This window comes from Pseudarthrobacter sp. MM222 (assembly GCF_947090775.1).
Classification (GTDB): Bacteria; Actinomycetota; Actinomycetes; order Actinomycetales; family Micrococcaceae; genus Arthrobacter.
This window is the reverse complement of the sequence record NZ_OX352321.1, coordinates 1225192-1237042: the sequence shown is the minus strand read 5'-3', so window position 1 is coordinate 1237042 and position 11851 is coordinate 1225192. Positions and strand designations below refer to the sequence as shown.

The window sequence follows — 11851 nt, the reverse complement described above, 5'->3', positions numbered from 1 at the left end:
GAGTAAGGACGCCGCAACTCCTCGAGTTGCGGCGTCCTTTGTGTTGTTGCGGGTCGTTTTCCGTGGCCGTTCGCGCACCCCGGGTCGACTACGTCATGTCGTCGAACGCTCACGAACGCGCCTGAGCCATTCGGCAACGAGGGCCTGCACGAGGTCAGGTTGCTCGTGCAGCAGAGCGTGCCCGGCGCGATCAAGCACGGCAAAGGTAGCCCGAGGGTAGTGCTCAATCAACTCGCCCGGGCCTGTGTGCCCGGCCGTGGCATCCTGCCGCCCGGCAAGGATCAACGCTGGATGCGGATAGGGTTTCGCGGCTTCCGGCCGATCCCGGAGCTCCCAGCGGGAAAAGATTCGCAGCAGGCCCGGCTCGTCCACAAGAGATGTTCCAGGAGCCACATGCTCCTGGAACCGGCGCAGGGTTTCCGCCGTCTGAACAACGAAGTAACTGCGGTAGGCTGCCTCCTGATCCGGGTCCAGTCCGGTCAGGTCGGCTGACGACACCAGGACCTCGTGCTTAGGCACGTTCCGCGTCTGCGCACCAACCGGGCAGATGAGCGCCAACCCGACAGCCTGATCAGGCCTCCGGTTGGCAATCGCCCGGGCTAAGTACCCACCGTACGACTGACCAATGACAAGAAACGGCTCATCACCCATCGTGCTGTCGATAAGGCCGAGGAGAATGTCCAGGACGTCATCGTTGCTCGTGATCGTCCCGGGCGCCGGGGTGCGGCCCATCCCCGGCAGGTCCGGATACAGGCGCCGAAAGCCAGGCACGGTGCTGAATATCGGTTCAAGAGCGCCGGCGATCTCGCCATGATCCACCCCGGCCCCATGCAGGGCGAGAACCGGCGTGCCGCTGCCGTACCCGGCGTAATGCACAGGCACTCCACTGACCATGGCTTCCATCCGGACAGTGTAGGACGCCTGGCCACCCTCCTGCATCAAGTGCGCTTAGTGCCGGAAGTGCGCGGCCCCATCCGCCTTCGCGGCCCTCTCAATGCCCTCCAAGTGCCCCGGAATGAGCTCAGGAAAGTCCCCGGGCCGGAACCAGCCGACGGCGAGGGACTCGTCGTCGTTCACTGTCGCCTCCCCCGAAACGTACCGGCAGCGGAACACCATGGTCAGGAACTGGCAGACGTCCCCGTTCGGATACGTCACGTGGCCCGAGGCGTCCACCTCCACGAGTCGCTCTGCGGCCGCGACCACGCCCGTCTCCTCCAGGATCTCCCGCAGCAGTCCTGGCGCCGGCTCCTCGCCCGGTTCCAGGATCCCGGCGATCAGGCCCCACCGCCCGTTATCGGCACGCTGGCCGAGCAGGACCCGCCCGGCGTCGTCGAACACCACGCCCCGGACCGCCGGAATCCAAAGCATGTCGTGGCCGATAGTTTCGCGCAGCTTCAGGATGAAGTCGGGGGTAGCCATCCCGCCAGCCTAACCGGCGCTTCCCTGGACGGGCGTGCGCGGCGAAGCCAGGAAACGTGTCATGTCGGCATCAACATGGCCACGGCAGTTCCGGCGAGCATGAACGGTCCGAACGGGATGCTCGACTTCAGCGTGCCGCGCCGCGAGACCAACAAGCCAAGGCTCCACAACCCACCCAACAGGAACGCGGCGAAGGTCCCGGCCAGGACGTGCGGCCAGCCCAGGAAACCCAGATACATGCCCAGGACGCCTGCAAGCTTGACGTCGCCGAAGCCCATTCCGGGCGGGTAGAGCGCCCTCAGCAGGAAATAGAACAGCCACAGCGCAGCACCGCCGGCGACGACGCGCAGGCCGGGCACGCCGAAAAGACCTGCCTCGGCGTCGGGCACGGCGGCCGCGGCAGCTGCCCCCGCGCCGGCATGGATGGCCACCGCGCCCAGCAACAGCGCGCCGGCCACGGCGTAGGAAGGGAAAACGATCCGGTCCGGCAGGCGGTGGTACCGGACATCGATTACCGTGAGCCGCACCGCCATCGCCGTGAAGTAGGCGCAGGCCAGCAGCACCAGCCAGAAGGCCAGCGGCGCCACCTCGCCTAGTTCCCGGAGTCGTTGGATCACCCTCGGATGCTACTGGATATTCCCCAGAACGCGGCCGGGCCCGCGCGTACACTGTGGATATGGCCGCATGGGACAGCAGAAACCGCCCCGGGCCAGGCGCGCCCAAAGGTCCGGCGGAGCAGGCGGCCACCTTCCGCAACCTGTGCCGGTCCTCGCCCTGGAAGTGGCAGTCGCTGCGCTTCGAGTACCTGGACCGGCCCGTTCCCAGCCCGGGCACGGACCCGGCAGGCGACGCTGCTGCCGGAAGTCCGGATCTGGTGCGTGCCTGGCTCCGCCGGCCCGGTGCCCTGCGGCTCGAGACCGCCGAGCGGCTGGTCCTCCACAGCACGACGGGAATCAATGATTCCCGGGACGGCTTCTACGTGAGTTCCACACGCAAGTCGTGGCTGCTGCCGCCGCAGCTGGTCACACCGGTGTACGACGGCGGCGGCCTGGTCCGGCGGCGCCCGGAGGCCGCCTACGGCGAGCCCTGCTTCGGCAACGGCAGATTCGGCGCCGCGCTGGATCCCGTAGAACTGGCCGGCAATGCCCCTGTTCCACTGGAATTCCCCAACTCCAACGCGGTGGAGGTCGGCGCCATCTCGGAGGTTGACCATGAGGGCCGCCCCGCGCTGGAAACCACCGTTTCGCCCAACGCCGGGTACCGCCCGGCGTACCCGGACGCGCCGCTGTGCCGGCCCGGCCGCACCCTCGTGCGGATCGACGCCGGTACCGGCGTGTGCGTCGCCAGCCGCTGGCTGGAGGGCGGCACGGACAGCTACGGCCACTGGTTGCGGATCCTGGCCGTGGACGAGTACATGCTGGATGACCTGTTCCTGGCCGAGTCCATGAACCTGACCGACGTTCGCCGGCACATCAGCTGGGACGTGTCACCGGGCGTGTGATTGGCCGTCCCTGTCCCCTGCCGTTAGGCTTCCGGGATGACTGAGCTCGCCTCCTGCTGGCCCCCCTTCGGCCTGACCCTGGCCACACCGCGCCTGACCCTGCGCCCCATCCGCGACGAGGAGATCCCGGCTGCGGTGGAGGCGGCCCTGAGCGGCATCCACGAGCCCGGCCGCAGCCCCTTCAGCAGGCCATGGGCCGAAATGCCGGCCGACGAGCTCGGGCCCAACATGGCTCGGTGGTACTGGCGGTGCCGCGGAAACATGTCGCCGCAGGAGTGGACCCTGCTGCTCGGCATCTGGCATGACGGTGAGTTCATCGGCTGCCAGGACATCGAGGCCAGGGACTTCGCCACCCTGAAGACGGTGAGCACCGGCTCCTGGCTCCGCCGGAGCGCGCAGGGTCAGGGCTTCGGCAAGGAGATGCGGGCCGCCGTCGCCCTCTACGCCTTCGACTGGCTCGGCGCCGAAGCCGCCGAGTCCGAGGCCGCCGCCTGGAACCAACAATCCCTCGGAGTCTCCCGCTCCCTCGGCTACGAACTCAACGGAGTCACCAGAGCCTCCTGGGGCGGCGTGGCCCAAGAAGTCCAAAAAGTCCGCCTGACTCCCGCCACCTTCAAACGCCCCGACTGGCAACTCAAAGTGGAGGGCCACGAAGCCACCGCCAAATACTTGGGGATCGAGTAAACACGAGCGTGTCCGCGGCGGCCCGCCGTCGCTTAGGCACCTCCCGTCGCTACGCTGCGGTCGCTGGGCGACCTTCGCTCCGCTTTGGTCGGCGATGCGCTCCTTCGCGGGACACCGCGTTCCCGCGAAGGTGAGCCACTCGCCAGCCGGGACATGGCCCTTCACAAAAGGCGAAGAACGCACACGCCGGACCGCGGTCCTTCGCGAAGGAGCGCATCGCGACCCATCGGTCCCCGGAGGTCGCCCAGCGACCGCAGCGGGACCCTATGGGCCGTGTCTAAGCGACGGCGAAGGGCCGCGGCCCGGCGAACCCGGCCACGGCCCCCTGCTAAGAGGCGGCCGAAACTTAGATCTCAGCCCCTTCCAGCAATTCAGTCACGAGCGCCGCGATCGGCGAGCGCTCCGAGCGGGTCAGCGTGATGTGGCCGAAGAGCGGGTGTCCCTTGAGCGTCTCGACGACGGCGGCCACGCCGTCGTGCCGTCCGACCCGCAGGTTGTCGCGCTGGGCTACGTCGTGGGTCAGAACGATCTTGGAGTTCTGGCCGATCCGGCTCATCACGGTCAGCAGGACGTTCTTTTCAAGCGACTGGGCCTCGTCCACGATCACGAACGCGTCGTGCAGGGACCGCCCGCGGATGTGGGTCAGCGGCATCACCTCGAGCATGCCGCGGTCCATCACCTCCTCCACGACTTCCTGGCTGACCAGCGCACCCAGGGTGTCGAAGACCGCCTGCGCCCACGGGTTCATCTTCTCCGCCTCGGACCCGGGCAGGTAGCCCAGTTCCTGGCCGCCGACCGCGTACAGCGGCCGGAAGACGATGACCTTGCGGTGCTCCCGGCGCTCCAGGACCGCTTCCAGGCCGGCACACAGGGCAAGCGCGGACTTGCCGGTGCCCGCCCGGCCGCCGAGGGAGACAATTCCGACGGACGGGTCCATCAGGAGGTCAATCGCGAGCCGCTGTTCGGCGGAACGGCCGTGCAGTCCGAAGACGTCGCGGTCACCCCGCACCAGACGCACCTGCTTGTCGGCTCCGACCCGGCCCAGGGCCGATCCCCTGCTGGAGAGCAACACGAGCCCCGTGTTCGCCGGCATCTCGGCAGCTGCCGGGATGAAAACCGGTTCGTGGCCGTAGAGCGTCGCAACCTCCTCCTCGCTCGCATCGAGCTCGGCCACCCCGGTCCAGCCCGAGTCCTTGACGAGCTCGTTGCGGTACTCATCGGCCTGCAGCCCCATGGCCGAGGCCTTGACGCGCATCGGCAGGTCCTTGGACACCACCGTCACATCCCGACCCTCGTTGGAGAGGCTTTTGGCGACGGCGAGAATCCGGCTGTCGTTGTCCGCGCCGCGGAACCCGGCGGGGAGCACGTCGGCGGAGATGTGGTTCAGCTCCACCATCAGCGTGCCGCCGTCGGAGCCGATCGGAATGGGCCGGTCCAGGCCCCCGTGCTCGACCCTCAGCTCATCGAGGAGCCGTAGCGCCTTGCGGGCAAAATAGCCAAGCTCGGGATCGTGCCGCTTGCCTTCCAGTTCGGTGATCACGACGATCGGCAGAATGACCTCGTGCTCCGCGAAGCGCAGCAGGGCACGAGGGTCCGACAACAGCACCGAGGTGTCAATCACGAAGCTCCGGGCCGGTTCCTTGCTTGCTGTCCCTTCCCCGGAAACAGCAAGACCGGTCGCGGCGGAATCCGCTGCACCGGTCTTTGAGGTGGCTCGCTTGGCGCGAGAGGTAGCCTTCTGTCCCATGTCGGTTCCGACGTCGGGCAGTTGTTCAGAAATAGCCACATCAACTCCAGCCCCGGGGCGCATGCCCGGATTTGTTAGTGGTGAGGCGGCTCGGCCCGAAGGCCGCATGCGGCCTCCCATACACCCGGTGCGAAAGTCCGCTCCATGTACTGGCCTCCCCGATCAGCGGGCGGTTTGCCTGCTAATGGGAATAACGTAAAACGCGGCCGTCTTGTTTCCGCGCCCATTTTTCGGCGATTCCTGTTGCCATTGTGTGAACAACTTGGAAACGCATCAGGAGCCGAAGCGGCGCTGCCTGCCGGCATAGTCACGCAGGGCGCGGAGGAAGTCCACTTTCCGGAAAGCCGGCCACAGCGCTTCGCAGAAGTAGAACTCGCTGTATGCGCTCTGCCACATCAGGAACCCGGAAAGCCGCTGCTCGCCCGACGTCCGGATCACGAGGTCCGGGTCGGGCTGGCCGCGGGTGTATAGGAACCGGGAGATGTCGTCGACGCTGAGTTCGTCAGCGAGCTTGCCGATGTCGGCGCCGCGGCCGACGGCGTCGTGCAGGAGTTCGCGGACGGCGTCGACGATCTCCCGGCGCCCGCCGTAGCCGACGGCGACATTGACGTGGAGCTTCTCGCGCGCGGGTGTGCGGGCGGTGAGTTTGTTGAGCCGTTCGGCGAGGTAGTCCGGAAGGAGCTCAGGGGCGCCCATGGCGTGCACGGAGATCTCGGCGTCCTCGTCGAGCCGGTCCAAAGTATTTGCGATGATGCCCATCAGCAGGTCGAGTTCTTCGCCCGAGCGGTTCATGTTGTCCGTGGAAAGCATGTAGAGCGTGACGACTTTGACGCCGAGTTCCTGGCACCAGCCGAGGAACTCGTGGATCTTGTCGGCACCGGCCTGGTGGCCCTGGCTGGTCGGAGCGTTGAACTGACGGGCCCACCGCCGGTTGCCGTCCACCATGACACCGATGTGTTTGGGGATCCGCTCCGGGTCAAGGGACCGTTGGAGCCGGCGCTCGTAGAAGCCATAAAGGAACCCGGGCAGTTCCATCCGGCGATTCACCTGGCTTCCTTGAAGTACGACTGCAGTGCACATCCTAGGCTACCTGCCGCACAGCGGCGGCGGGTGCAGGGCGGCACGGTCGGTGCCCTGCAGAACTTGTTACCGATGAGTAACTTACTAGCCCGTAGGATATTATGGCGGCATGGAAAGCAACAGCCCGGAGCCCTTGCCGAAGCGCCCGGCGGACCGCGGAAGCGCAATGGACGACGCCGCTGTCAGGCTGGCCGAGCTGCTGATGATCAAGCCCAAGTGGCGTGGCTGGATCCACACCGGAACGGCCCCGCTGGCGCTCGCAGCAGGCCTGGTCCTGGTTCTTCTGGCCCCCACCCCGGATCTTAGGATCGCTTCTGCGATCTACGCCTTCACCGGCGTCTTGCTCTTCGGCATCAGCGCCATTTACCATCGCGGCAACTGGTCTCCGCGGGTCAAGATGGTGCTGAAGCGGCTGGACCACACAAACATCATGCTGGTCATCGCCGGCAGCTACACACCGCTCGCCTGGGCGCTCCTGGATCGGCCCAAGGCCGAATTGCTGCTTTGGGTCATCTGGTCCGGCGCCATTCTGGGCGTGCTGTTCCGCCTGCTGTGGACCAACGCCCCGCGCTGGCTCTACGTACCGATCTATATAGCGCTGGGCTGCGGCTCCCTGTTCTACCTGCCGGAGTTCTTCGCCGCCAATGCGGCCTCCGCCATCCTGATCTGTGTGGGCGGCGTCCTCTACATCACCGGCGCCGTTTTCTACGCCCTGAAGAAGCCAAACTTCAGCTACAAGCACTTCGGCTTCCATGAGCTGTTCCATGCCCTCACGGTCTTTGCCTTTGCCGCGCACTACATCGCGATAGCCATCGCCGTCCTCAGCTGAGGCGGGCAAAGGCCCAGCCGCCGGCAGCGCCCCGGCCGGCCTGCCCGCCTGGCAGCGGAATCTCCCCAGCTTTGACTGCGCGACGCCGAGACGCACCGGCGGTTCGGTCCGACACGCCGGCCGCCGACTCCAAAAGTGGGGAAATTCCGGCGTCGAGGTCAGGAAATTCCGCCCTGCCACGATGAGTTCGGGTAGTTGCCGCCTGCAGGCGAGGCATGGCCGGTCGGATCAGCGAAGTCATCCGGCCATGCTAGCGAGGCGATCCCGGACCGCGCCGGCAGAACCGACGGGTAGTTCGCAGACCATGCCGCGGCACAGGAACACCTGCGGCGAGCCGTCCGGGGCGGGTCCCCGGCCCCGCAGCAGCGGCACGGAGGGCGCGGCGTCGGCGGCGTCCTGGACGGCGATCACAAGCCCGGGGCTCGGCGAGCGCAGCAGTTCCCGGTGCAATGCCGCGCGTTCCGGGGTGTCCGGGCCGGCAACTGCGGCCTCCACCGGGCCCGCGAGCGCGGCCTGCGCCGTCGCCAGCAGCCAGCCGGCCACGCGGGGTGCCCGGGTTGCCAGCGGCGGCAAAAGGTCCAGGATATTGCCGGCCAGGGCGCGGTGCCGGCCGGAGCCGGACAGCGCCGAGTAGGACAGCAGCACCCCGGCGAACGCGGCGGCGCCACTGGGGGCGGCGTTGTCGAACGGATCCAGCGCCGCCCGGCCGCCCTGGGCGTTCAGCACCTGGCCCGACTCCCCGGCGCTGTCCTGCAGGGCCCCGTCCGTAACGAACCGGAAGCAGGCAGCGGTGATCAGGTCCTCGGCCAGGCGGTACCAGCGCGCCTGGCCGGTGACCGAGTGAAGCGCCAGCAGTCCCTCCGCGCAGAAGGCGTAGTCCTCCAACAGGCCCCCGATGCCGCGCGCCACCCCGTCATGCGAGACCCGCACGAGGCTGCCCGGCACGTTCCCTTCGCCCGCGTGCCAATGCACCCGTTCGAGGTACGCCGCGATCCGCCCGGCGGCCGCCGTCAGATCAGGACGGTCAAGCACCGCGCCGGTTTCGGCGAGCGCCGCCACAGCCAGGCCGTTCCAGCCGGCCACCACCTTGTCGTCCCGGGCGGGCTGCGGCCGCCGCGAGCGTTCCGCCAGGAGCACCGGCAGCACCCGCTGCCACAGCTCCGCGTCCGCCGGCCCCATCTCCCGCCCGGGATGCAGCGGGGAGCCCTCGGCGGTCACCGTGCCGCGCCCGCCTACATTCATCAGGCGGGCGACGGCGGCGCCGTCTTCCGCACCGAGCAGCGCGGCCAGTTCCCTGGTGGTCCAGAGGTAGGTGGCCCCCTCGGAGTGCCGGCCGGCCACCACGGTGTCGGCGTCGAGGGAGGAAGCCACGGCTTCCGGAAGTCTTTCGGGGCCGGTACCCGCCGCGGCAGAACCCGCCGCCCCGGACACCGGCCGGGTTGCCAGGCCCAGCGCTGCCAGGAGCCAGTCGGCAGTGCGGCCGGCGACGTCGGCGGCTTCGGCCGCCGGGTACTCCGCCGTACCGCCGAGCCGGACCCAGTGCGTGTACAGGCGCAGCAGCTGGGCGTTGTCGTAGAGCATTTTCTCGAAGTGCGGAACCGACCAGTCCCGGGTCACCGAGTACCGGGCGAAACCCCCGTCGAGCTGGTCAAACAAGGCCGAACGGGACATGGCCGCGAGAGTGCGGCCCGCCATGTCCCGGGCGGCCAGTGCGCTGCCGGAATCCGCCGCGCGGAACGGCCCGGCGCCGGAAGCGGCGCCCGATCCCGCTGCGGCATGCCGGATCAGGAATTCGAGCACCGGCGACGGCGGGAACTTCGGCGCGGTGCCGAAGCCGCCGTCGTCCGGGTCTTCGGAGTCGGCGAGGGCTGCCACGGCCTCGGACACCAGCTCTGCGCTTACCGGTTCGGGCGGGCGGTCCAGCCGCACCGCGGCGCCGAATTGCGCAGGGCCAAATTGCGCGGCGGCGAGCCCGCGGGCCAGGGTGTCGGCGTTCTGTTCCAGGGCGCTGCGGCGTTCCGTCCAGGCCTCGACCACGGCCTCGAGGACCTGGCGGAAGGAGGGCCGGCCCGGCAAGGGTAGCGGCGGGAAATAGGTGCCGGCGTGGAAGGCACGCCCGTCGGGCAGGAGGAAGACGGACATCGGCCAGCCGCCCTCGCCTGTGATGGCCTGGGTTGCGGCCATGTAGACGGCGTCGACGTCAGGCCGTTCCTCCCGGTCCACCTTGACCGCGACGAAGTGGGCGTTCAGGAAGTCTGCGGTGGCCTGGTCCTCAAAGGATTCGTGCGCCATGACATGGCACCAGTGGCAGGCTGCGTACCCGATGGAGAGGAACACCGGGACGTCCCGCGCAGCGGCGAAGGCAAAGGCTTCGTCCCCGAACGGGCGCCAATGGACGGGATTGCCCGCGTGCTGCCGGAGGTAGGCAGAGGGCTCCGTCCCCAGGGCATTGGCAGCCTCGGGGACAGTCCGGGGAGTTCCGCGGTCAGCGGTTTCCGGGTCCCGCATCGCCGTTGACTTCCGGGCGCGTTCCAGCCCCGGAATCCGGGTCCGGGTCGAGGTTCCGGCCTGCAGCTTCCGGGGACGCCGGAGCATCGCCGTTCAGGGCCGCCTCTTCGGCAGCGGCGCGCTCTTCTTCCACCTGGGCACGGTAGCGCACCCGGCGGATGCGCCGCACCATATCCACAATCAGCAGCGCCGTGAGCACGACGATGAAGGCGGTCAGCAGGAAGCCGAGCAGCCCGGGTGTCACCTGGTCTTGGGACAGTCCCGGGCGCAACGACGGCGAGGGGGCGGGTGCCGGTGTTGTTGCCAGGGCGTTGAGCAAGGAATGCACGGCTAAAGACCTTCTGTGGGACTGAGCGGCCCCGATGCCGGGGCGGTTCTACAGGGCATAATTTCTACAGGAATAATTTCTACAGGGCATAGAACTTACCTGTTGGGTCTATCTTAGCCCGGCGAAGAAGTCCTTTTCAGGCAGTTCGGTGGGGATCCTGGATCGGATCAGCGAGTAGTCCTCCCACGGCCAGACGCGGCGCTGCAGCTCCGGCGACACCGCGAAGAAGAATCCCTCCGGGTCCACCTGGGTGCGGTGGGCGCGCAAGGCATCGTCCCGGGCCTCGAAGAAGTCCCCGCACTCGATCTGGGTGGTCGTGGCGTGGGTGGGTGCGGGAGGCGTATGGCCCTCCGCGTCGGCCTCCAGCCACGCGGCGATGCGCTCCGCGTAGGGCGATTCGAGTCCGGACTCCGTTAGCGCGTGGTGCAGGGCGTGGAACCGCTCCGGGCTGAACGCACGGTCGTAGTAAAGCTTGCTCGGCGCCCATGCCTCGCCGGTACCCGGGTAGCGGGCCGGGTCCCCCGCGGCGTCGAACGCCTCGACGGCCACGCGGTGGGCCATGATGTGATCCGGGTGCGGATAACCGCCGTTCTCGTCGTAACTGAGAATGACCTGCGGCTTGAACTCGCGGACCAGGCGCACCAGCGGCGCGGCGGCCCGCTCCAGGGGCTGTGTGGCGAAGGAGCCGGCGGGCAGCGGCGGCAGCGGATCGCCTTCCGGCAGTCCCGAGTCCACGAAACCAAGCCAGCGCTGCCGGACGCCGAGGATCCCGGCCGCCCGCTCCATCTCCAGCCGGCGCGCCCCGGCCATGTCCCGCTTGGGGTGCGGCTCGCCTTCCATGGCGGGGTTCTGGATGTCGCCGCGGGCGCCGTCGGTGCAGGTCGCCACGAGGACGTCCACGCCGTCGGCGGCATACATGGCCATCGTGGCGGCGCCCTTGCTGGATTCGTCGTCGGGATGAGCATGGACAGCCAGCAGTCGAAGCGGCGCTGACGGGCTGGGGGACGCTGTCATCGTGGGACGGCTCCTCTTTCATCTACAGGTGTTCGGTACAGGTCCTCGTGCATTGGACTTCTCGTCCGGTTGCGGCCTGGATCCCGGCGCGGAACATCCGCGTCCCGATCCACACTAAACTGGACTGGTGACTTCCGAGGATCAGCCTGCCGTGCCCGCGCCGGCATCTCCCAGCCTAGCCAATCGTTACGGCGGCCAAAAGCGCGCACTCTCCGGCAGGACCAAACGCATCATCCTAGCTGCCGCCCTCGCGTCGGGCATCGGATTTATGGCCTGGATTTCGACGTCGAACGCGACCGCGTCGGTGACCTTCAAGGACATCGGCTACAGCACCCCGGACGCCACCCTCGCCGAAGTCGACTTCCAGGTCACCAAGGATCCCGCCACGGACGCCAAGTGCGCCCTCAAGGCGCTCGACGCCAAGTTCGCCGTGGTTGGCTGGAAGGTAGTCGACGTCGGGCCCAACGCCGCGGACGAAGGCGCCGACGGCGGCCGCACCACGGCGCACCGGGCGCTTGTCCGGACCGAGGCGCAGGCCGTTTCGGCCGTCGTCGACAGTTGCTGGATTCCGGACGGCGCCAAATAGTTCCGGTACGGGCCGCTCCGGCCCCAAGTAACACGGTGTGATCCACGCCGCTGCGTTCTTTGGTTTATCCACAGCATTGACTACAATGGATCAATACCTTTCCCCCGCTGAGCTGGTTGCTGAGTTCCATAAGTGGCCACCGAGGCGGGGTCTTT

The 11851-nt window shown here is 68.1% G+C and carries 12 protein-coding genes; 4 read left to right on the top strand and 8 right to left on the bottom strand.

Annotated elements, in window-relative coordinates:
- Positions 1 to 93: 93 nt before the first annotated feature.
- Genes OM977_RS05640 through OM977_RS05630 form a run of 3 tightly spaced genes read right to left on the bottom strand, consistent with a single transcriptional unit; the run spans position 94 to position 2036 of the window.
- Positions 94 to 903, bottom strand: a complete 810-nt coding sequence (locus OM977_RS05640) for an alpha/beta fold hydrolase (protein WP_264356542.1) — start codon at positions 901 to 903, stop codon at positions 94 to 96.
- Between the two features lie 45 nt (positions 904 to 948).
- Positions 949 to 1419, bottom strand: coding sequence for an NUDIX hydrolase (locus tag OM977_RS05635; protein ID WP_264356541.1), 471 nt, complete (start codon positions 1417 to 1419; stop codon positions 949 to 951).
- A gap of 59 nt (positions 1420 to 1478) precedes the next feature.
- Positions 1479 to 2036 (bottom strand): prepilin peptidase, encoded by a 558-nt coding sequence (locus OM977_RS05630; RefSeq protein ID WP_264356540.1) that lies wholly within the window; start codon positions 2034 to 2036, stop codon positions 1479 to 1481.
- 59 nt (positions 2037 to 2095) lie between these two features.
- Here OM977_RS05630 and OM977_RS05625 point away from each other — a divergent pair, with 59 nt between their 5' ends.
- Entirely contained in the window at positions 2096 to 2920 is an 825-nt protein-coding gene (locus OM977_RS05625; RefSeq protein ID WP_264356539.1) for a hypothetical protein, read from the top strand.
- A gap of 36 nt (positions 2921 to 2956) precedes the next feature.
- Positions 2957 to 3604 carry a GNAT family N-acetyltransferase gene (locus OM977_RS05620; RefSeq protein ID WP_264356538.1) on the top strand — a complete coding sequence of 216 codons (648 nt, stop codon included), beginning with the start codon at positions 2957 to 2959 and terminating at the stop codon, positions 3602 to 3604.
- A 346-nt stretch (positions 3605 to 3950) separates the two neighbouring features.
- Here OM977_RS05620 and OM977_RS05615 read toward each other — a convergent pair whose 3' ends face one another.
- On the bottom strand, positions 3951 to 5390 hold the full coding sequence (locus OM977_RS05615) for a PhoH family protein (RefSeq protein ID WP_264356537.1): 1440 nt from the start codon (positions 5388 to 5390) through the stop codon (positions 3951 to 3953).
- Between the two features lie 234 nt (positions 5391 to 5624).
- Complete coding sequence (locus OM977_RS05610; RefSeq protein WP_264357310.1) at positions 5625 to 6386, bottom strand: isoprenyl transferase; 762 nt, start codon at positions 6384 to 6386, stop codon at positions 5625 to 5627.
- Between the two features lie 211 nt (positions 6387 to 6597).
- On the opposite strand from OM977_RS05610, the gene trhA reads away from it, so the two are divergent.
- Complete coding sequence (gene trhA, locus OM977_RS05605; RefSeq protein WP_264357309.1) at positions 6598 to 7260, top strand: PAQR family membrane homeostasis protein TrhA; 663 nt, start codon at positions 6598 to 6600, stop codon at positions 7258 to 7260.
- A gap of 237 nt (positions 7261 to 7497) precedes the next feature.
- Here the strand turns inward: trhA and OM977_RS05600 are convergent, their stop codons facing one another.
- The 3 genes from OM977_RS05600 to mca form a co-directional block, all read right to left on the bottom strand.
- Complete coding sequence (locus tag OM977_RS05600) at positions 7498 to 9768, bottom strand: thioredoxin domain-containing protein (RefSeq protein ID WP_264356536.1); 2271 nt, start codon at positions 9766 to 9768, stop codon at positions 7498 to 7500.
- Complete coding sequence (locus OM977_RS05595; RefSeq protein WP_264356535.1) at positions 9746 to 10096, bottom strand: hypothetical protein; 351 nt, start codon at positions 10094 to 10096, stop codon at positions 9746 to 9748. Before OM977_RS05595 ends, OM977_RS05600 begins: the two co-directional genes overlap by 23 nt.
- Before the next feature lie 108 nt (positions 10097 to 10204).
- Positions 10205 to 11110, bottom strand: coding sequence for a mycothiol conjugate amidase Mca (gene mca / locus OM977_RS05590; protein WP_264356534.1), 906 nt, complete (start codon positions 11108 to 11110; stop codon positions 10205 to 10207).
- A 127-nt stretch (positions 11111 to 11237) separates the two neighbouring features.
- On the opposite strand from mca, the gene OM977_RS05585 reads away from it, so the two are divergent.
- Positions 11238 to 11696, top strand: a complete 459-nt coding sequence (locus tag OM977_RS05585; protein ID WP_264356533.1) for a DUF4307 domain-containing protein — start codon at positions 11238 to 11240, stop codon at positions 11694 to 11696.
- Positions 11697 to 11851 lie beyond the last annotated feature (155 nt).